Raw genomic sequence first — 21,483 nt, forward strand, 5'->3', positions numbered from 1 at the left:
TCCACAATGATTAATAAAACCCTCTGCGGACTGATGCTCTGCACCACGTTGGCCGGGCAAGCTACCGCCGCAGAAAAACTGACGCTGGTGCTCGACTGGTATATCAACCCCGATCACGCGCCGATTATGGTGGCCGAGCAGATCGGTGCCTTCAAGGCCGCAGGCCTGGACGTCAAGATTGTGCCGCCTTCCGATCCGGCGCTACCACCACGGTTGGTGGCGGCAAAACAGGCCGATCTGGCCATCACCTATCAGCCGCAGCTGCATTTCTTTGCCGATCAGGGCCTGCCGCTGGTGCGCGTGGGTACCCTGATTAATTCACCGCTCAATACCGTAATTACGCTGGATAAAAGCATTACCACCCCGGCAGGGCTGAAGGGCAAAAAGATCGGTTACTCGGTCAGCGGCATCGAACAGGCCACGCTGGCAACCATGTTCAAGCATGAACACCTCAACCCTGACGACGGTAAGTTGATCAACGTTAATTTCCAACTGACCAGCGCCCTGCTGGCAGGTCAGGTTGATGCGGTGATTGGCGGATATCGTAATATCGAGGCGCTGGAGCTAAAGTTGCAGGGCAAGGATCCGGTGGTGTTTAACGTGGAAGACTACGGCGTGCCAGCCTACGACGAACTGATTATCGTCGCCAATCGCGACGCGGTGGGCGAGCCGAAAATCAAAAAATTCCTCACGGCGCTGAAAAAAGGCAACGATTACCTGCAGGCTCACCCACAGGAAAGCTGGCTGGCGTTCGCCAAGGCCCATCCGGAACTCAATACCGAGTTGAACAAACAGGCCTGGCAGGCCAGCCTGCCGCTGTTCGCCCGCGATCCGGCCAGGCTGGATAAAGCGCGCTATCAGGCCTATGAACAGTTCCTGTTCGACAATAAGCTGATCAAAAAAATCACTCCGGTAGAGCAGTATGCGGTGGAGTTGCCTTAAAGGGCGCGTTGGTCTGTTTCCCCTCTCCCTGACCCTCTCCAAGGAGAGGGCCTATTTTGCGCTCTGCGGCTCTCAGACGTGATTAGTGTCACAGTAATGTCACAAAAAACGCCAATCGCACTCTGCCGCGGCGAGGCAATGCAAACACGCATTGACCCTGGTGCTTTCAATGCGCTATACCCTTCCTCTTTCGCGCTGTGCGCGGCTCGATAGCGTTTGTCAGAGCAGTTAAGATTTTCTTTTTAATCAGACAGGGTACGGTGGATGGTTTCAGCATTAATTTCGTTTGCACTTTTTTTAGCCTCAATTCTCATCTACCGGACCCGAGCCGCCGCCAACCGCTGGTGGCTGGCCGCCCTGCTGACGCTGTTGGGCAGCTATCTGATCCTTAACGTGGTGCTGATCGCCAGTAACTACTTTACCGGCGATGGCATTACCGATGCGGTGCTCTACACCCTCACCAGCAGCCTGAAGGGTGCCGGCGTTGGCAAATACCTGCTGCCGTTTATCGGCCTGCTGGCGGTGCTGGCGCTGATCTTCAGCGTGCTGACCTGGAGCCTGGTGCGGCGCAAGGCAAAAAGCAGCAGCGTGGTTTATAGCGTGCTCGCCGTGCTGCTGGCGCTGTTTTCTGTCGGCACCACCCCGGCCTTTCAGGATATCTCCCTGCTGGTCAGAAGCCAGATTAGCGGTGACACCGCCGACTTTGATACCTATTACAAAGCCCCGAAAAAGAGCATGCAGAGTAAAGCGCCGAACCTGGTGTATATCTATGCCGAAAGCCTGGAGAGAACCTATCTGGATGCGGATCTCTTCCCCGGCCTGACCGACGAACTGAACCAGCACCGCGCAAACAGTATCGATTTCAGCAATACCCAACAGCTGCCCGGCACCGGCTATACCATTGCCGGTATGGTGTCTTCGCAGTGCGGTATCCCACTGTTTGCCCCCTTTGACGGCAACGCCTCCAGCGCCGTTTCCACCTTTTATCCGGAAAACGTCTGCCTGGGTGACGTGCTGAAATCCGCCGGTTACGACAACTACTTTTATCAGGGTGCCGAACTGGCCTTCGCCGGCAAAGATACCTTCCTGAAATCGCACGGTTTTGACCATGCGTATGGCTTCAAGGAGTTGCGTGGGCAGGTCAGCGATCCGAGCTACAAAAATGACTGGGGCTGGTACGACGATACCGTGCTGGATCTGGTGTTCGACAAGTTTGTCGAGCTGTCGAAACAGGATAAAAAGTTCTCGCTGTTTGCGCTGACCGTCGACACCCATCACCCGGACGGTTTTATCTCCGCCAGTTGCAGCAAAAAGTCGTTCAGTTGGCAGAACAAAGAAAACCGCTCGCTAAGCGCGGTGGCCTGCAGCCAGCAACATATCGCGGCGCTGATCGATAAAATCAAAGCGTCCGAGTACTTCAAAAATACCGTTATCGTGGTGTCTTCGGATCACCTGGCGATGAACAACACCGCTTATGACATTCTGACCAAGCAGAAACGCCGCAATCTGTTCTTTATTATCGACGGCACCCACCCACAGACCGCGCTGCATAACGAGAAGCGCAGCACGCTGGACAACGGTGCCACGGTGTTGGACGTGATGGGCGGCGATAACTACATTGGCCTTGGGCGCAGCAGCCTGTCCAGTCCGACGCTGGCTACCGTATTTCTGAATATCGATGAGAAAATCAACGCCTGGAAACCGGCGGTGGTAAAACAATGGGGCTTCCCCAACAGCATCAGCAACTTTAATCTGGACAATCAGGGCAGCCGTTTTAGCTTCTCTGGCATCACCTTTAAGGTGCCGTTTATCCTGAAGGTGACGGACAATAAAATTGAGCCGATGTTTAACGTCTATCTGTCCACACCGCTGAAAAAACAGCTCGCCGGTTTGGGTGCGGGTGAAAAATTCGTCTGGGTCGACAAGTGCTATGAAATTGGCCGGGTGTGGGCGCCTGAACTGGCGCTGAGTACCGAGACCTGCGTTGCCTCAGGCAATCTGGCCGCCCCACCGCACATCGTGCAGGCCAAAGGGGGCAACTATCGTGGCAAGGTCAACTTTAGCAGCCCCGAAGGGGACAGCGTGGCCGCATATCAAAATGCCGTCGAGCGGCTGAAAGTGGACGATGCGGCGGTTAAATATCACGCAGATGCCATTGCCTTTATGCTGCCGGGCATGCCGGAACAGGTTAAGGCGATTACCGGTGTTGCCGCCGTCGAGGACTGGGGCCGCTGGTCGGACGCCAATCTGGCACCGACGGTGAACATCGACTACGTCGACCCACTGCCTTCGGCCTTTGATTTGGTGCTGCGCGCCCGCGCCTACGGTAAAAACGTTGGCGAACCAATTTCGGTACGTGTCGGTGACCAGGAACAGTTTGTGACGCTCACCGAGCAGGACACTACCGTGACGCTACGCTTTGATAACCCTGGCGGTGCGCAGAACATCCGGATCACACCACCGGCACCGACCGAGCCACAGGAAGGCGCCAGCGGCGGCTTTACGCCGAAAAAACTGGGCATTGGCCTGGTCTCGCTGAAAGTGGAACAGGCCGCCCCCGCATCCTGATCGCGACACCGCAGCGGCAGACGCCATGCCGCTGCGTTTTCTTTTCCCCTTCAATAAAGATTTTACGCCCGTCTTCGGCTAACCTGTTGCTGTGAATTGATATTGGCATCCGTATGCCTCCCGTCGCATAGCCGGGAGAACCAAGGAGAGAGTATGAGCAGTCAGCAATCCGGCACCGGCCTCACCCCCGCTCAGGCGATCGAACAACTGGAAGCGCTGTACGAAGCCTCGGTTGAAGCGCTGCGCCAGGCGGTTGGGGATTTTATCAATCACGGTGGGCTGCCCGACGCGCAGACCCGCGCCACAGGGCTGTTTGTTTACCCAGAACTGCGGGTCAGTTGGGATGGAAAATCGCCCGGTCAGACCAAAACCCGCGCCTATGGCCGTTTCACCCATACCGGCTGCTACACCACCACCATTACCCGCCCGCAGCTGTTTCGCCACTATCTGACCGAACAACTGACCATGCTGGCGAGTGAATACGATGCGCATATCGAAGTGCGGCCATCACAGCAGGAAATTCCTTTCCCCTACGTGATTGACGGCTCCAACCTGATGCTGGATCGCTCCATGAGCGCCAGCCTGGCACAGCATTTCCCCACCACCGAATTGGCGCAAATTGGCGATGAAACCGCCGACGGCCTGTTCCATGCCACCAGCACCTTCCCGCTTTCGCATTTCGACGCCTTGCGGGCCGATTTTTCGTTGGCGCGGCTGCGGCACTACACCGGCACGCCGGTAGAGCATTTCCAGCCGTTCGTGCTGTTCACCAACTACACCCGCTACGTGGATGAGTTTGTCCGCTGGGCCTGCGCCGAGATAGCCGATCCGGCCAGCCCTTACATTGCGCTGTCGAGCGCCGGTGGCATCTATATCACGCCGGAAACCACCGCGCCGGACCAGGCAGTGTCCGACCTGGCCTGGAAGAACCACCAGATGCCGGCCTACCATCTGATTTCTCGTACCGGCCAGGGCATCACCCTGATCAATATCGGCGTCGGCCCGTCCAACGCCAAGACTATCTGCGACCATCTGGCAGTATTGCGCCCCAGTGCCTGGTTGATGATCGGCCACTGCGGCGGCCTGCGCGAAAGCCAGTCGATTGGCGACTACGTTTTGGCCCACGCCTACCTGCGCGACGATCACGTGCTGGATTCGGTACTGCCGCCGGACATCCCAATCCCCAGCATTGCCGAGGTGCAGCGCGCGCTGTATGACGCCACCAAAATGGTCAGCGGCATGCCCGGCGAAGAGGTCAAACAGCGCCTGCGTACCGGCACGGTAGTCACCACCGACGATCGTAACTGGGAGTTGCGCTACTCGGCCTCGGCGCTGCGCTTTAACCTCAGCCGCGCCGTGGCGGTGGACATGGAAAGCGCCACCATCGCCGCTCAGGGTTACCGTTTCCGGGTGCCTTACGGCACATTGCTGTGCGTGTCCGACAAACCGCTGCACGGCGAAATCAAACTGCCCGGGCAGGCCAACCGCTTCTATGAAGGCGCGATCTCGGAGCATCTGCAGATCGGCATTTGCGCTATCGACCTGCTGCGCGCCGAGGGCGATCGGCTGCATTCCCGCAAGCTGCGTACCTTTAACGAACCGCCGTTCCGTTAACGGCGGATGGCTAAAGCCCGCGATGCGGGCTTTTTAACTTTTAACGCCCAGACCGTTGATGAACACACCGTAAATCTGTTACAACAGCGGCTTCCATCCCCCAGTCATTATCACTCCTATGATTGTCAGACCTCAGCAACACTGGTTCAGACGGCTTTTCGTCTGGCACGGTTCGGTGCTCTCCAAAATTTTGTTTCGTCTTAGCCTTAACGTGGCGATGTCAATTGTCGCGGTACTGTGTTTTCAGTGGTACGAACACCTGGGCGTCAAACTCACGCTAGCCCCCTTCAGCCTGCTGGGTGTGGCGATCGCTATCTTTCTTGGCTTTCGCAACAGCGTCAGCTATGCGCGTTTCACCGAGGCTCGGTTACTGTGGGGAGGGTTGTTAATTGTTCAACGCTCGCTGCTGCGGCAGATAAAAAGCCTGCTACCGCAACAAGATCAGGCAGCGCGTGAATTTGCCGCCCTGCTGATGGCATTTAGCTACTGTCTGAAACACCAACTGCGCGGCAGCGATAGCAGCGAGGATCTGCAGCGCCTGCTGCCCAATGCCGACCTGCTGGCCATTAAAAACAGCGCCTCCCCCTGCAACCGACTGTTGTTGATGATGGGCCAATGGCTGGGCGAGAAACGGCAATCGGCTCAGTTGTCAGACGTACTTTTTCATAGCATTGACCAGAACCTTAACCGGCTGTCGGAGATCCTCGGTGGCTGCGAGCGCATTGCCAATACGCCGATCCCCTTTGCCTACAGCCTGATCGTTCACCGCACCGTCTACCTGTTCTGCACCCTGCTGCCCTTCGCGCTGGTGCCGGATCTGCACTACATGACGCCGCTGGTTTCGGTATTTATTTCGTACACCTTTATCTCGCTGGACTCCCTGGCAGAAGAGCTGGAAGATCCGTTCGGCACCGCCGCCAACGATCTGCCGCTCAATGCCATGTGCAATGCGATTGAGATCAACCTGCGCGAAATGAATGACGAGACGGATTTACCCGCCGCCACCCAGCCGGACAGCCGTTACCAACTCAGCTAATCGAGTTCGACCTGATTTATTGCACCAACGCCAGCACGCGTTTTTCCTGACTGCGGCTGGCGGCGATGGACAGCAGGATCTCTTTCACCACCAGCGCCGGGGCCGACAAGGATTGCTGGCCGGAAATGCACAGCGAAAGCGGCACGCTCAGCGATGGAGCATTGATACGCGCCATCCATGCCTTGGCCGGGCCAATCATCGCGCGCGCCACCGACTCTGGCAAAATGGTGGCCCCCAAACCACTGGCGATAGCCGCACTCAAGGTGCCAGGCGATTCAATTTCACCAATCACGTTGGCCGTTAACTTGCGTATCGCCATGGCTTCGTCCACCTGGCTGCGTACCACGTCTCCCTCACGCGGCAGAAATAAATTCAGCCGCGCAACGTCCAGCAGCTCAACGCTGTTGCCAGGGTTTGGCACCGCACGCGTCGCCACCAGATAGAGATCTTCGCGCATTAAGGCCGTGGCCTGCAAACCTGCGGGCATTTTAGCGCCGTAGATCACCGCCATATCCAGGTTTTGGTTAGCGACCTGGCCGGCCAGCGTCGAGCCAATATTTTCATTCAGACTGAGCAAAATCCCCGGATGCTGATCGCGCACCGCCTGCAACAGCGGCAACGCCAACTGTGACGCCAGACTGCCCGGGGCCAGCCCGACGGAGACCTGCCCGCTCATCGCCTGCCCGGCACTATTGACCGCGCTTTGCGCCTGTTCACACTGGCGCAAAATAGTCTGGGCATGGGCATAAAGAATATTACCGGCTTCGGTAGGCTGTACCCCGCGTTTGGTGCGGATCAGCAACTGCTGTTTCAGCTCTCCTTCCAGCGTCGCCAATTGTTGACTGAGAGCCGGTTGGGCGATATGCAGCACTTCTGCCGCCTGGGTCAGGCTGCCGATGTCGACGATTTTCACGAAATACTTAAGACGTCTGAAATTCATACTGCCTCCGTCATGCCACTTGGCTGGGTTAAGATAAACCACAGCAAGATCCGGGCCAGACAGACGGAATAAGAGAAAGCGTCAACTAATCGACGGAAAAATAAGAAAAAATGATATTGGCGTTGGTAGTGACGTTCCCCTCACCGGCGGAAAACCACCAAAGCCTGCACCAGCATAAAGCATGTGATGAAGATAAGTGGCAGGTTGTGAACCACTGCGCAGCAGTGCAGCAATAAAAGCCATAAAAAGCAGCAGGTTGAATAATCTTGCAGCAAACGAAACATCAAGGCCTTTTCTGACTTTACAAGCCAGGGCCACCCCGTTATTATTCGCCCCGTTCAAACGATTCCTCTGTAGTTCAGTCGGTAGAACGGCGGACTGTTAATCCGTATGTCACTGGTTCGAGTCCAGTCAGAGGAGCCAAATTTAGAGAAGCCCGCTCAGGGAAACCTGAGCGGGCTTTTTGCTTTTTCAAGCCCCGGCTCGTGATTCAGCGTCATCATCCTGACTGTTGTGATATGTGTTCCCGGGAACAGAGTAAGGATGTTTTCTGTATCTTCCCCTTTCACGTCGTCTGATCGTGAAACGGAGTCATAGATAACTTCTGCACCGAAGGCATAATTTTCTTCCGATGGGTTTACGGATAAGTGTGAAGGATGATCAGCTCTGGTTGACCGTCATTTTTGCAAGTGCAGTGAGCTGAGCTGATATCAGGTTGCCGGTGCTTTATTTACTGATAGGGATAAGCCTGGTATAGAATTACACATCGACAAATGCACAATGAATCGTCATTGAGTAAACTTTATGTCTACCGGAATTACAGCAGAATCCCTGCGGGGAATTACTAACTTTGTCATTACTGCGAAATCGAGCAGCTTCACTGAGGCCGCGGAGCAACTGGGCATTACCAAATCGGCAGTAGGTAAAAGTGTGGCCCGGCTTGAGGAGAGGTTGGGAACGCGTCTTTTTCACCGCTCAACGCGTAAACTGAGCCTGACGAGTGATGGGGAGGCTTACCTGACCAGTTGCCTCTCGGCGCTTGAAATTCTCGATTCTGCCGAGAACACGCTCAGCAGACGGCAGGAAAATCCCACCGGGACGGTTCGTATTGATATGCCGGCGTCTTTCGGACGGAATCTGATGATGCCGGTATTGATCGAGATGATGACCCGCTACCCGGCCCTGCGGTTGGCGCTAACTTTCAATGACCGTCTTATTGACCCGGTGGAGGAAGGCGTTGACCTGGTGCTGCGGCTGGGAGAGCTGCAGAGCACCGATGAGCTGATCGCCCGTCGCCTGAGCCGGCAGCGGCTTATATTGTGCGCCTCTCCGGCCTATCTTGAACAGAACGGTTTGCCTGCCGATATAGAGGATTTGAAAAGCCACTACTGCGTTATGGGCTACCGCCGGGGTGCCCCCCTTGCCTGGCGGCTGCGAAAGGCCGGGGAGCGTGAAGTGAAATTCATATCCGCCACAGCACATCAGATAAGCGACGGAGATGCCATGATTCAGGCCTGTCTGGCTGGCGTGGGGATAGCTCAGTTTCCTGAGTCGATGGTTAACAGCCATATCGCCGCAGGCAGCCTGATCTCTCTGATGGCAGACCATGCCCCCATCCCGGTTGAGCTGAACGTCATCTGGCCCCGAACAAGGCACCTCATACCCAGAGTTCGCCTTATCGTTGACGAACTGCTGAAAAAGGCCGGAGAAGGCTATTTCGGCACGCTTAGGTAGAGATTTTGTCGTCACTGAGGCGATATCTGGGCTGTTTATCGCCTTTTAGCAAACTTATATCCTTATCGTCCCGCTGCTTTTGTTGCCTTACGGGCTGAAATCTTTCCCGTATGCCGGAGCAGTTCAAACGTAAAACATAGTGTTACTTACAGGATATTTGTTATGCCATTAGCTCTATGGGCGCTGGCGATAGGTGCATTCGGTATCGGAACCACTGAATTCATCATTGCCGGGCTGCTCCCCGTCATTGCCGTAGATTTTAACGTCACCATCCCCGTTGCCGGCTATCTGGCGACTTCTTATGCGCTGGGCGTCTTCGTCGGCGCACCGGCTCTTATTATTCTGGGTTCAAAAGTCCCGCGTAAAGCCATGCTGGTATTCCTTATGCTGCTTTTCGTAGCCGGGAACATGGTAACGGCGTTTGCCCCCACGCTTGGCATAGCCATACTGGGCAGAATTATCACGTCCATGACGCACGGTGCTTTCTTTGGTCTTGGTTCGATTATTGCGGCAGATATGGTTGCACCTTCTAAACGCGTGAGGGCCATTGCGTTCATGTTCATGGGGCTAACCGTCGCAAATCTTATTGGCGTACCCGCCGGTACCTGGATTGGTCAACACCTCTCCTGGCGTGATGCTTTTATGGCTATAGCCGTGATAGGGGTCATTGCGGTTATCAGCATCGGAATGCTCGTCCCGCACCAGCCAAGGGCACAAAATCAGAGATTTGCGCATGAGTTTAACGCCTTCAGAAACATAAACGTGCTGCTGGCAATGGGCATTACTGTTTTCGGGCCGGGCGCATTCTTTACGTCAATTACCTACATCGCGCCGATGATGACGGAGCTGGCAGGATACAGTGAAAGCAGCCTCGCATGGCTGATGCTGCTGTTCGGCCTTGGATTGTTTACGGGCAACCAACTTGGTGGCCGATATGCTGACCGCGCCCTTATGCCGATGCTCTATATCACACTGGCTGCTCAAGCCGTCGTGTTACTGGTATTCAACTTTTCAGCGCACAGCCAGGTTATGTCAGCCGTCTGCATTTTCCTGATGGCTGCGTTTGGATTTGCGACAGTTTCCCCTATCCAGAAACTGGTGATGGATAAAGCACGGGCAGCAGGTGCACCCACGCTGGCCGCTGCGGTTAATATCGGTCTTTTCAACCTCGGTAATGCTGTAGGAGCCTGGCTTGGTGGCGCGGTGATTGCTGCGGGGTTCGGTCTGCAATCGCCTAACTGGGCGGGAGCTATATTGTCTGTTATTGCACTGATACTTGCGATGTTGTCCGGTCTTACGGATAAAACCGGGCATGCTGCAGAGCTGAATTAGAAGATATGACGACTGGCCAGTGAGAAAGCCATCTGAATCATTCACTGGGCACAATAGTTAACGCAGCATTTATTCGCATTTCACTTATCAGGTTAAGTAGCGCCCGCTTCTGGCGCAGAGCGGAAGGAAAGCAAGACCGCCAAGTCTGCTATGAGCGAGGAGCAGACGCTACCGGGGTGGGGTCAGTCCAATTTGCTAAAAACAGAGTATGGAAGCCAGTTCAAATCATGGATGCGCAATCGGCGTATTGGTAGTATTCCGGTACTACGGAAAATGCCATTCAAAGGTTGAACTATGGGTACTGTGATTTCTCTTGAAGTGTCAGGAATGGAGCTAGATTCGACTAAGAACTCGCTGGGTATAGATCATGGAGGGCTGTTTCAAAGTGCCGATCATCACGTCAAGCCACTAAATGAAGATCAAATAGAGGAAGGAGAAGACTACGACACTCCTGATGGCATCCTCTGTCGTACTGTGTTGCGTAAACCTTTGGGGCAAGTAGCTTACCGATTGGAGTTGTTGGGTTTCACCCTTGAAAATATACGCTATGAGTATGAACTCATGGCTAAAGATTCAATTGAATACCAAGAGGAATTTAACGAATCCTGTCCGGAATATGCAAAGCCAATTAGTAACATGATGGGCTTTGATGAATTCGTTAACTTCATCAAGAGCGTAAACATTAGCGAACTAAACGATAATTATATTAGCTTAAAAGATAGGAAAAAAGAACGCGAGCTTATCATGGGCAGATTTAATAATGATGAGTTATTAAACAGAATACCTCAATACGACAATACCTTTAATAATGCATGGTCTGAAAAATCTGCTTTTGGGACTTTAGTTAGCATACTGCATCCATACTCTGTAATGCGACTTTTGGCCGAAAATCCAAATAATTATAATGAATTCGTCACTTGGGATTACGGAGATCTAGTTTCTGCTGGTTATGCGAATATAAAAGATATTCAGGTAAATGCTCGCAGACGTGACAAGTTCCTGATTGCCACCGAGGGAAGCACCGACTCCAACGTAATCAAATATGCATTGCATCTCTTACGGCCTGATATAGAAGATTTTTTCCACTTTATCGACATGAGTGAAGGGTACCCGTTCACTGGTTCAGGAAATCTGGTTAAGTTCGCAGCTGGACTCGTAAAAATCGACATTCAAAACTTGATTGTTTTCGTTTTAGATAATGATTGCGAAGGGATTGAAGCATATGAAAAAATCCGCAAACTCGCATTGCCTCACAATATTAACTGTATTCATCTGCCTGATCTTCCTGATTTTAATCAATTTCCAGCCATTGGTCCTCACGGCGTTACCTATGAAAACATCAATGGCCGGGCTGTAGCGATTGAATGCTATCTGGATCTAAGATTTTCTGATTATGATGAAGCTCAAATTCGATGGTCAAATTACAAAAAGGAAAGCGATGCTTATCAAGGCGCGCTGGAAAATAAAGACTATTACACGAAAAAATTCATGAAACTAAAACCAGGGAGTAAGGATTTTAGCAAATATGATTTTGCCAAACTCGCTATTGTCTTGGATGAATTAATAAAGGCGTGTTCAAAAATCTCATCAGAAATTCGAAAAAATGAAGTAGATGTTCAATATCCAGATTAAAAAGGCCGCATGTGCGGCCTGTATGAGTTAGCCGATATTGCGATGGCCAATTAGGTACATCACTCGTTGGTAATGTTCCTGCCGGTTGCGGTGAAGTTGTAACCCCTGCTCCCAGGCAATATCTGCCACCCTCTCCGCATCGGATCCGGTGCGCTCGTTTTCGCCCCTGGATTGCCAGAGTTTCAAAATCTCAGTATTCACGTTCATTTTCTGTTTCCTGTGTGTTTGGGAACACTCAGCGTCGTGTCACGACAGTGGGAATGCCAACATAATTTGATGCGGGCAACGAAATATTCGCCCCCGCTGTTAACGTGGACTGAAGGTTTGACCTGTTCCCGGGTGATTAACACATTTTGATGTCAGCAATGACCGCTCCTAGCACAAAACTGCCCATGGCAAGAACGTGGTGCATCATCCAGGCACTCTGTAGATCTCGAAAATCACCTGCATTGTTGCGTCTTCAATCATTGCTTGATTACGGCATAAAACCCAGCCGTTATAGCTTACATCTGGCAAAAGCATCTTACTTCCTTGGTTTGAACATTCAGAAAAACTCCATTCCTTCGTATGGCTGAATACGGCAAGCACGGAGGCGGCTCTCAAGGTCTCCATCATGGATCTCAAGCCTGTGACCATCGGGGTCTAAAAAATAGACCGACTTCCCCTCGCTCTTGTTAGTTTTCCATTCTGTAACACCAGAAGACCTCAACCGTTCAACGAACACATCGAATTCTTCAGTAGGAATACTGAATGCATAATGCGTGTAGTCATCACCAACAGATACTTTATCCCCTGAAAGACACAGCCAGAGTTCACCCAACGAAAGGTAAGCTCCATGAGCCCATTTGGCTTTAAGTGTGAACCCAAGCGTCTCAACATAAAAATTCAGACTGTTTGCTACGTTACTCACTGCAAGGGTGATGTGATTTAGTCCGCTCAACATGTAGAACTCTTTAACAGGGCGCAGAAAGATTTAATTTATATGATTTATATTTCTTTGCACATAAATACACTTAAGGGGTCTGCAGCATGAGGATTATGGAACATGAAGTCTGCTATGAGCTGTGAGTTCAACCGTTGGGGGGATCACGTTTGCACCGTTGATAACAGTTTTCTTACTTGTATCTGGAAATAGAGCGGTGGTGACGTAATCAACGAAGACTCTCAGCTTGGGTGAAAGATGCCGACTTGAAGGCCACAGCACCCGTAAGATGGTGTGGTCTTGATTGAATCCATCCAGTACGGATACCAAGCTGCCGACTTCCAGTTGCTGACGGATGGCAATGTCTGGCATACACGCGATGCCAAGACCTGACTCTGCGAAGCAAACCAGCGGTTCAAGCGTATTGGCCGTCATTGAACTGGCTAGATCAAAAGTGAGCATTTGGCCTCCGCGGCTGAGGGGCCACTGGTCGACCTTGCCACTACTGGGGAATCGGTATCGTAGACAGCGGTGCTGCATTAGTTCCTCGGGGGTATTCGGCACCCCACATTGTTCGAAGTACTTCGGTGCACCCACCATGATACGACGATAGCTTCCGAGCTTACGTGCCATCAACCGGGAATCACTTGGCTCTCCCGTACGGATCACCGCATCAAATCCTTCCTCGATTACATCCACCAGACGATCAGAGCAGTCGATATCCAGTTCTATGTCGGGGTACTGACGTTTAAATTCGGCGAATTGCGGCATGAACAGTAGACCGACGGAAGGCAGGCTAACGCGAAGCTTGCCGCGAGGCATCTGGTTGGATTGCGCAAGCTCATTTTCCGCCGCCTCCACCTCACCCAGAATGCGTCTGCAGCGCTCAAGAAAGAGAGCTCCTTCTGGAGTCAAAGTGACGTTTCGAGTCGACCGATGGAACAGTCGCGTAGCTAACCGCTCCTCCAAACGAGCGATAGCCTTGCTAACTGCTGATGCTGAGATACCTAGTTGTTGCCCGGTAGTCGTGAAGCTGCGCGACTCACCGACACGAACGAAGACATCGAGGGAACCAAGGCTTTCCATGAGCTTCCTTATTAATGACTAAATTGTCATATATGTTGTGAATTATTGCCTATTTTTCTTCTTTTCGCCAACGAGCACACTGTCGGGTAGCGCTCTGCAAAGGGCTGAGACAACTTCGATTTGAGGAATTTTTTGATGCATACGACGACTACATCGGCTTCAAGCAGGAACACGGAAACCCTGCCTATCGCGGCACTGCTTGCCCTAGCGATGGCAGCCTTTATCACGCTGTTGACCGAAATCATGCCGGCAGGATTGCTTTCCTCCATCGCGGGGGGCTTGAATGTATCCGAAAGTTTGGCCGGTCAGTTCATCACTGCCTACGCGGTGGGGGCACTGGTCGCTGCTATTCCAGTGACAACCCTTACGCAGGGTATGCGGCGGCGTCCTTTGCTCTTGGTGGCGATCTTTGGGTTTTCGGTTGTCAATCTCGTCACCGCGCTTTCCGATAGCTATAGCATCTCATTGATAGCGCGCTTCTTTGCCGGTGTCTTCGGTGGCATTGTTTGGTCGCTGCTAGCCGGCTTTGCTGTACGCATCTCACCATCTCATCTCAGCGGGCGGGCGATTGCGATATCCGGCGCTGGCGCGACCATAGCTTTGGTGTTCGGCGTACCGCTCGGCGCGTTACTTGGTCGAACCATTGGCTGGCAAGGTGCTTTTGGTCTGATGACTGTCCTGGCACTGGCGCTCATCGTATGGGTTATCGCCGTCGTTCCGGATTTTCCCGGTCAGACCAAGGAGCAGCGCCAGCCTCTTACAGGAGTCTTTCTAAAGACTGGCATTCGTGCCGTACTGTTTGTGGTCTTTACCTTCGTTGTCGCTCACAACATTCTCTATATCTACATTGAGCCCCTCCTCGAACCCTCGGGCTTGTCCGCGGATGTAGATATTGTTCTGTTCGTCTTCGGAATAGGCTCAATCATTGGCCTGTGGTTCGTCGGCTCAATGGTTGATCGCCGACTGCAACTCCTTGCTGTTGCAAGCATCGTGGTCTTCGCTCTTGCTTCCCTGCTACTTGCTTTTTGGGGGGGCCTTCCAAAGATGGTTTATTCTTCCGTCGTGATCTGGGGAATGGCCGTGGGTGGATTTGCTACGATCACCCAAACGGCATTGTCTCGTTTTGCCGGTGAATCGGTCGATGTCGCGCAATCTATGTATACGACTGGTTGGAACAGCGCCGTTGCCGCCGGTGGGATTGTGGGAGGTATTTTGCTGGATCGAACAGGCTTGGCGTCCTTTGCATGGGGTGTTATCGGACTTCTACTCCTCTCGTTGTTAGGCACGATTCTCGCAATGAACAGGGCGTTATCGCAAAAGGCCTAAAACACGATGTGAGGAAATGTTTGGGCGCACAGCCCCCTCTTATCCGGTTCCTTAATTTCTCAGTCGATACTGTAAAAACCACAGACCATTTCCCAATGACAATGATCTGTGGTGAGACTAAGTGACAAAAACGCGGTTCATTTGTTCTCGTCAGAAACAGACCTAGGCGGATGCAGGCCTTTCACTCTGCGGCTGATTGTCAGGCCGTATCCTGAACCAGATGGCATACATTGCCGGCAGAAAGACCAGCGTGATGATGGTGCCGCCAAAGGTTCCGCCAATCAGGGTATAGGCCAGCGTTCCCCAGAAAACCGAATGCGTCAGCGGGATAAACGCCAGGATGGCGGCCATTGCCGTGAGCAACACCGGCCTGGCTCGCTGCACCGTCGCCTCCACAACGGCATGGAATGGTGCCAGCCCTTCCTGTTCGTTGTGATGGATCTGCCCTATCAGGATCAGGGTGTTACGCATCAGGATCCCCGATAACGCGATTAATCCTACCAGCGCATTGATGCCAAACGGCTGGTTGAAGAGCAGCAGTGTTGGCACTACCCCAATCAGCCCCAGTGGCGCGGTGAGGAATACCATTACCATCGCCGACATCGACCGCACCTGCAGAATAATAATCAACAGCGTCATGGCAATCATGATAGGGAACAGCGGAGCCATAGCCTGGGTGGCTTTGCCGGATTCTTCAATCGAACCAGCCTGTTCAATGCGGTAACCCGTCGGAAGTTGATTGATGACCGGCTGCAACGCCTTGATGATTGCTGTGGAGACATCCGGCGGTTGCAGATTTTCGGCAATGTCCCCCCGCACGGTAATCGTCGGGGTGCGATCGCGACGACGCAGAACAGGATCTTCCATTTGCACTTCAACCTTGCCTATCTGAGATAGCGGAATGCGCTGGCCGGAAGAGCCCACTAAGGTAAAACCGGCTATTTTTGCCGGATCAAGCCGGATATCTCCCGCCGCGCGTCCCATGACCTGCACCGAACGGATATCTTCACGCACAGAGGTGATCGGAACCCCTGAAAGCAGGAATTGAAGCTGCTGTGCAACCGCATTCGATGTCAACCCCACCGCCTGCAGGCGGTCCTGATTGAGCGTGAAATGCAGCGCCGGCACCCGCGGTCCCCAGTCGGTGTTGACGGTCCTCATCATCGGGCTGGCCTGCATCACCCTTTCTACCTCGTCTGCAATTTCGCGCAGTTTGGTGGGATCCGGCCCCATGACTCGGTAAGCCACCGGATAAGGTGAATACGGACCAAACACCAGTTGAGTCACGCGCACGCGCGCTTCAGGCGCCAGGCCGCTGGCCACTGCTTCACGCAGTCTGAATTTGAGCGCCTCACGCGCTTCCTGACTGTCCGTCAGCACGACAATCTTCGCAAACGACGGATCGGGCAGCTCTGGTGCCATGGCCAGATAAAAGCGCGGCGACCCCTGCCCAATATAGGCCGTAATGATTTTTGCCTCTTTCTGCTTTTTCAGCCAGGCTTCAATTTTCGCCGTTGTGGCGCTGGTCTGCTCAATGGCTGTGCCATAAGGCATCTGGACTTCAACCAATACCTCAGGCCGATCGGAAGTGGGGAAAAACTGTTTTTTCACCAGCCCCATACCGAGAATAGCGACAATAAAGACGGCAATAACGGTAGCGGCCACTATCCATTTTCGCGCGATAACGCGGGTTAGTACCCGGCGAAAACGGTTGTAATGGCGGGTGTCGTAAATCGCCGCATGCCCTCCCTCCACCGTTTTGATTTTCGGTAGCATTTTCACCCCCAGATAAGGCGTAAACACCACCGCCACGACCCAGGAAGCAATCAGGGCAATCCCCACAATCCAAAACATGTTGCTGGTGTACTCGCCGGCGGTGGACTGGGCAAACCCGTTGGGCATGAAACCGACGGCGGTGACCAGCGTGCCCGCCAGCATCGGAGCCGCCGTGTGGCTCCAGGCATAGGCCGAGGCTTTGATGCGGTCGTAGCCCTCTTCCATTTTTACCACCATCATTTCGATGGCGATGATGGCATCATCCACCAGCAACCCGAGCGCCAGGATCAGCGACCCCAGGGTAATGCGGTCAAAGTTTTTGCCGGAAGCCTCCATCACCACAAAAACGATAGCCAGCGTCAAGGGCACGGCAGCGGCGACCACCACGCCCACGCGCCATCCCATACTGACGAAGCACACCACCATGACCACCAGCAGCGCGACAAAGAACTTGATCATAAACTCGTCAACGGCGGAGCTGATGTTGACTGATTGATCGGTGATCTTCGTCAGGTTCATGCCGAGCGGCATGCCCTCATTAATTTTGGCGGTTTCCGCATCCAGCGCCTTCCCCAGATCCAGGCCGTTCCAGCCGTCACGCATAACGATCCCCAGCAGCAGCGCCGGTTCACTCTGGTTGCGGATCAAGAAGGTTGCAGGGTCTTCATAACCACGCTCAACCGTTGCCACGTCAGAAAGCTGTAGGGTTCTGCCCTGTACAACAATGGGCGTTTCGCGGATTTTCTCCAGTTCGTCGAAGGCACCGTCAAGGCGGATAAAGACCTGCGGCCCTTTGGTGTCAATCGAACCTGCGGGCGTCAGTACATTCTGGCTGTTGAGGGCGGAGAAAATATCCTGTGGAGAAATGCCCAGCGTGGCCAGCCGGTCATGCGAGAACGAGACAAAGATGCGTTCGGCCTGTTCGCCGATGATATTGACCTTCTTGACCCCCGGCACATGTAAAAGACGCTGACGCAAAGATTCCGCATCGCGCACCAGCAGTCGCTGTGGCTCCCCTTTCGCCTTCAGCGCAAAGAGGGCAAAGGTTACGTCGGAGAATTCATCATTGATCATCGGCCCTATCACACCTGCCGGCAGGTTTTTAACCTCATCACCGAGCTTCTTGCGCGCCTGATAAAATTCTTCCTGCACCTGTGCAGGCGGTGTGCGGTCCTGCAGTGACAGCATGGTAAAAGCCAGACCGGGACGCGTGTAGGTCTCACTACGGTCATACCACTTCAGCTCCTGCATACGCTTTTCAAGCGGTTCGGCAACCTGATCCTGCATCTCCTGCGCGGTGGCACCCGGCCAGGCAGTAATAATCGTCATCTGCTTAACGGTAAAGGGGGGATCTTCAGCCCGCCCCAGTTCGAAAAACGAGAGAATACCCGCGACCGTGATCAGGATAATAAGGAACAGAGTGATCGAGCGCTCACGAACGGCAAGCGCTGAAAGATTGAATCGCCCCGCGCTCATGGCCGGCTCCCGGCGATGCGGGTATCGCTCTGTTCAGCCAGGCGTACCGCCTCACCGTCATGCAGCAGATGCGCCCCCAGAGCGACCACCTGTTCACCCGGCTTAAGGGTACCGGTCACCCTTGCAACATCGTCACCCAACCCCTGCAGTTGAACAGGCCGCCATGACACTTTGGCCGGCTTACCCGAAATCGCCCAGACACCCGGCCCTTTGCCCGGATCATAGATTGCCGCTAAAGGCACCTGCATCATCTGGCCCGGTAATTTATCGTCAGTAATATGAAGCGTAACGGTGGATCCCAGAGGCGCGCTCGCCAGTGCCCCCTCCAGCACATATCTCGCCTCGAAGGTGCGCGTTACGGGATCGGCCGCATCGGAAAGGAGCCGCAGTTTCGCAGGGACTGACTGTTTATCGGTACCGTACAACGTTGCCTCGGCCTCGCTTCCGGTAGCCGGACGTAGTGTCTCAGGCAACTGCACGATGGCCTCGCGCTGCCCTGCTCTGGCCAGCCGGATTACCGCTTGCCCGGCACTGACAACCTGTCCGGGTTCAGCCAGCGTATCCATGACCACTCCGTCGGCGTCGGCCAGCAGCACGGCGTAGCCAGTCGCATTTTGTGCCACATTCGCCTGTGCCTGTGCAGCACTGAGTTCCGCTTTGGCCGTATCGGCTGCGGCCTTTATCTGACCGTAGGCCGATGCCGACACAGCCCCCGTAGTGACCAGACTGCGGTAACGCGCCTCGTCATCAGCAGCTTGTCTTGTACGGGCCCTTGCCGCCGCGACGGCCTGTTGCTGAGCCTGTGCCTGCAGGCTCAGGTCAACCGGATCCAGACGCATCAATGGCTGGCCGCGTTTAACGGTCTGGCCGGTATCGACCAGACGTTCAAGGATTTTGCCTTGTACTCTAAAACCGAGGTCACTTTGAGTTCGGGCTACGACAACGCCGGTAAATGCGCGGGAAGCATCGACAGCACTCGCCACGGTCGCAGACCTTACCAGAGGAGGCTGAGTACGGGGATCTTCGGTGCTGGAAGAGTCACCGCAGGCCACAAGGGCAAGCGGCAACAGGCAAACAGCAAAAGTGGCAGGATTAAGCCTGAGCATGGGTTCCCTTAATTAATTTGGCAGGACAGTAACCGCATTCTCAGACCAGTGACCAACATTGTCAATAGTCACAACTCAGGGTGATAAACTCCTCAGTATCAGTGAGGACAGCAGCGCAGCAGCCGCCGATGCCGTTTCCAGATTGTATTGCAGTTGAACCGGATTGATGTAAGGCCGCATGACCAGATATATCGCATGCGCAGCCTCATCCAGCGGCGTTTTCCGTTCAAACTCTCCCGCCTGCCGCCCTTCTACAATGATGTGCTCAATCAGTTTTCTCAGACGCTCTTCATGGGCCTCAGCCGAAGGCCACTTATCCCGCGCCGCAACGGCAGCAATGTCATAAAGCTTGCGATCGTGAAAAAACAAATCACTGCCGGCTTCGGTCAGTGCTCTGAATAAACGCCGCAATTTTTCGGAGGCCGACGGTGCATCTGCAATCGCTGAATTGACAATCGCCATAATCATCGCCAGCCGATTGGCGCAGATAACCTCACCGATCGCCTGCTTGGAATCGAAAAACTTATAGATATAAGATTTTGAAAAGCCTATTGATTTAGCCAGTTCCGATACGGTGGTTTTCTCATAACCAAAATGCCCGAAATGCTCTGTGGCAGCTTCGACGACCTGATCGCGGACGCTGTGATCCGAGGGGCCCCTGGGGGGATTTTCATTTATATGTTTAGTCATTTTTCCAGCTTAGCTCAATGAGCCCTGATTAACAACGAGTGACCATTTGGTAATTAAGTCACAATTCAGAGTTGGCCCAGAGAATATCAAAGCTCCCCTTAACAAAACAGATGACGGGCCATATAGGGTTACAAGATACCTCATATGGCCGATATCACGGAAAGAAACCAAACCATCCCGCTTACCCTATTGCCACGTCAGTAGCTATGTTTAAGTCATGATTTACTCTTCAATATAAAAATTAAAATCAAGTATCCCTTCCACTCTCAATCCCCCCCAGTCATCACAAAACCTCGGCATAAATCAGCAAATTAATAATGAGATTAGTGGCCAACCCGATAAATAGAGCACTCCTTGAACAGTGATTTTGGACACACAAAACAACATTAAAGTTAAAATTATGTATCACTTTGTTGATTTTATGTAGCAAGCTAACTGAACTCTCACGGCAGGCTCGCCCTCCCTGAGCTAACAAACCACCGCCGCGATAACAGCGAGTTGACGAGGAAACTGCATGAAATTGTTATTTCAAACGCGTTCTGCTTTGCTACTGGCCCTTGGGTTGGGCTGCAACCTGGTGATAGCCCAAACTTTTGCCGCCGATGTGACGATAAAACGAGACACCTATGGTACCCCTCACATTTACGCCAATGACGTTTACGGACTGTTTTATGGCTATGGTTATGCCATCGCTCAGGACCGTCTATACCAGTTGGAAATGTCCCGGCGTAGTACTGAGGGGCGTGTCGCCGAAGTGTTGGGCAAAGACTATCTGTCGTTTGATATAGGCATTCGCCAACAGTATTCCCCTGCCAAAATAAAAGCTCAGTTGGCCGCGCTGCCCCAAAGCGATCGCGATATTCTCGATGGTTATGCCCAGGGCATTAATGCATGGCTGAAGAAAATCGATGCCAACCCGCAGCAATTGATGCCAAAACAGTTTATTGACCATAATTTTAAACCGGCTCCCTGGACGGACTTCGATGTAGCCATGGTGTTCATCGGGTCCATGGTCAACCGATTCGGAGACTACAACACCGAGTTGGAAAACCAGCAATTACTCGCCGGGCTGATAAAAAGGATGGCGAGACGCAAGGCAAAGCGATATTTAACCTGCTGCTTTCTCAAGACAACGCAGGTGCACCCACCACAGTCCCCAAGGGGGAATGGCAGCCTTCGGTACGCGATGGAGCCTACGTTTCTGCCCCGCCGGCGACAACCGTTCTGAACCATGCAACGCTCCCGACAGAGACGGCGACCAACGAACAAACGCCCCGCTGGAAGCCACCGAAGGAAAAAGCCT

Annotated in this window: 17 protein-coding genes, 1 tRNA gene and 1 pseudogene; 10 read left to right on the forward strand and 9 right to left on the reverse strand. The window is 53.4% G+C overall.

Features of this window, described 5'->3' with window-relative positions; all coding sequences use genetic code 11:
- Positions 1-6 precede the first annotated feature (6 nt).
- The 4 genes from M2406_RS10225 (at position 7) to M2406_RS10240 (ending at position 6,160) form a co-directional block, all read left to right on the forward strand.
- Positions 7-942: an ABC transporter substrate-binding protein gene (locus M2406_RS10225; protein ID WP_112362480.1), complete on the forward strand. Its 936-nt coding sequence runs from the start codon at positions 7-9 to the stop codon at positions 940-942.
- A gap of 264 nt (positions 943-1,206) precedes the next feature.
- The gene (gene opgB, locus M2406_RS10230; protein ID WP_259189830.1) at positions 1,207-3,510 is read left to right on the forward strand and encodes a phosphatidylglycerol--membrane-oligosaccharide glycerophosphotransferase; all 2,304 of its coding nucleotides are present in this window, start codon (positions 1,207-1,209) and stop codon (positions 3,508-3,510) included.
- Between the two features lie 153 nt (positions 3,511-3,663).
- Complete coding sequence (locus M2406_RS10235) at positions 3,664-5,124, forward strand: AMP nucleosidase (protein WP_012145847.1); 1,461 nt, start codon at positions 3,664-3,666, stop codon at positions 5,122-5,124.
- Positions 5,125-5,242: 118 nt separating this feature from the next.
- On the forward strand, positions 5,243-6,160 hold the full coding sequence (locus M2406_RS10240; RefSeq protein WP_012145848.1) for a bestrophin family protein: 918 nt from the start codon (positions 5,243-5,245) through the stop codon (positions 6,158-6,160).
- 16 nt (positions 6,161-6,176) lie between these two features.
- On the opposite strand, the gene nac is transcribed toward M2406_RS10240, so the two are convergent.
- Together nac and M2406_RS10250 are read right to left on the reverse strand one after the other, a co-directional pair.
- Positions 6,177-7,100: a nitrogen assimilation transcriptional regulator NAC gene (gene nac, locus M2406_RS10245; RefSeq protein ID WP_012145849.1), complete on the reverse strand. Its 924-nt coding sequence runs from the start codon at positions 7,098-7,100 to the stop codon at positions 6,177-6,179.
- Between the two features lie 81 nt (positions 7,101-7,181).
- Complete coding sequence (locus M2406_RS10250; RefSeq protein ID WP_126501771.1) at positions 7,182-7,442, reverse strand: hypothetical protein; 261 nt, start codon at positions 7,440-7,442, stop codon at positions 7,182-7,184.
- A 5-nt stretch (positions 7,443-7,447) separates the two neighbouring features.
- Between M2406_RS10250 and M2406_RS10255 the strand changes: the two genes are divergently transcribed.
- From M2406_RS10255 to M2406_RS10270, 4 genes are all read left to right on the forward strand, one after another.
- Positions 7,448-7,523 (forward strand) — tRNA-Asn (locus M2406_RS10255).
- 381 nt (positions 7,524-7,904) lie between these two features.
- A complete protein-coding gene (locus tag M2406_RS10260; RefSeq protein ID WP_259189832.1) occupies positions 7,905-8,834 on the forward strand; it encodes a LysR family transcriptional regulator in 930 nt (309 codons plus the stop codon).
- Between the two features lie 162 nt (positions 8,835-8,996).
- Positions 8,997-10,166: an MFS transporter gene (locus M2406_RS10265; RefSeq protein WP_259189833.1), complete on the forward strand. Its 1,170-nt coding sequence runs from the start codon at positions 8,997-8,999 to the stop codon at positions 10,164-10,166.
- Between the two features lie 294 nt (positions 10,167-10,460).
- Positions 10,461-11,798 (forward strand): HEPN/Toprim-associated domain-containing protein, encoded by a 1,338-nt coding sequence (locus M2406_RS10270; protein WP_259189834.1) that lies wholly within the window; start codon positions 10,461-10,463, stop codon positions 11,796-11,798.
- Between the two features lie 27 nt (positions 11,799-11,825).
- Here M2406_RS10270 and M2406_RS10275 read toward each other — a convergent pair whose 3' ends face one another.
- From M2406_RS10275 to M2406_RS10285, 4 genes and pseudogenes are all read right to left on the reverse strand, one after another.
- The gene (locus M2406_RS10275; protein WP_015696789.1) at positions 11,826-12,005 is read right to left on the reverse strand and encodes a hypothetical protein; all 180 of its coding nucleotides are present in this window, start codon (positions 12,003-12,005) and stop codon (positions 11,826-11,828) included.
- A 204-nt stretch (positions 12,006-12,209) separates the two neighbouring features.
- Positions 12,210-12,293, reverse strand: a pseudogene (locus M2406_RS26480) (thymidylate kinase); the annotation flags it as partial.
- Positions 12,294-12,342: 49 nt separating this feature from the next.
- Positions 12,343-12,741, reverse strand: coding sequence for a fosfomycin resistance glutathione transferase (fos, locus tag M2406_RS10280; RefSeq protein ID WP_017893358.1), 399 nt, complete (start codon positions 12,739-12,741; stop codon positions 12,343-12,345).
- A gap of 93 nt (positions 12,742-12,834) precedes the next feature.
- On the reverse strand, positions 12,835-13,806 hold the full coding sequence (locus tag M2406_RS10285; protein ID WP_135344138.1) for a LysR family transcriptional regulator: 972 nt from the start codon (positions 13,804-13,806) through the stop codon (positions 12,835-12,837).
- Between the two features lie 135 nt (positions 13,807-13,941).
- Between M2406_RS10285 and M2406_RS10290 the strand changes: the two genes are divergently transcribed.
- Complete coding sequence (locus tag M2406_RS10290; protein ID WP_259189836.1) at positions 13,942-15,132, forward strand: MFS transporter; 1,191 nt, start codon at positions 13,942-13,944, stop codon at positions 15,130-15,132.
- Between the two features lie 162 nt (positions 15,133-15,294).
- Here the strand turns inward: M2406_RS10290 and M2406_RS10295 are convergent, their stop codons facing one another.
- From M2406_RS10295 to M2406_RS10305, 3 genes are all read right to left on the reverse strand, one after another.
- Entirely contained in the window at positions 15,295-18,384 is a 3,090-nt protein-coding gene (locus M2406_RS10295; protein ID WP_259189838.1) for an efflux RND transporter permease subunit, read from the reverse strand.
- Positions 18,381-19,490, reverse strand: a complete 1,110-nt coding sequence (locus tag M2406_RS10300) for an efflux RND transporter periplasmic adaptor subunit (RefSeq protein WP_112362491.1) — start codon at positions 19,488-19,490, stop codon at positions 18,381-18,383. Before M2406_RS10300 ends, M2406_RS10295 begins: the two co-directional genes overlap by 4 nt.
- 75 nt (positions 19,491-19,565) lie before the next feature.
- Positions 19,566-20,180 (reverse strand): TetR/AcrR family transcriptional regulator, encoded by a 615-nt coding sequence (locus M2406_RS10305; RefSeq protein ID WP_012145859.1) that lies wholly within the window; start codon positions 20,178-20,180, stop codon positions 19,566-19,568.
- Between the two features lie 514 nt (positions 20,181-20,694).
- On the opposite strand from M2406_RS10305, the gene M2406_RS10310 reads away from it, so the two are divergent.
- Positions 20,695-21,408, forward strand: coding sequence for a penicillin acylase family protein (locus tag M2406_RS10310; RefSeq protein WP_259189842.1), 714 nt, complete (start codon positions 20,695-20,697; stop codon positions 21,406-21,408).
- Positions 21,409-21,483 lie beyond the last annotated feature (75 nt).

It is taken from the genome of Serratia sp. BIGb0163 (assembly GCF_024809935.1).
GTDB classification, from domain to species: domain Bacteria; phylum Pseudomonadota; class Gammaproteobacteria; order Enterobacterales; family Enterobacteriaceae; genus Serratia; species Serratia quinivorans.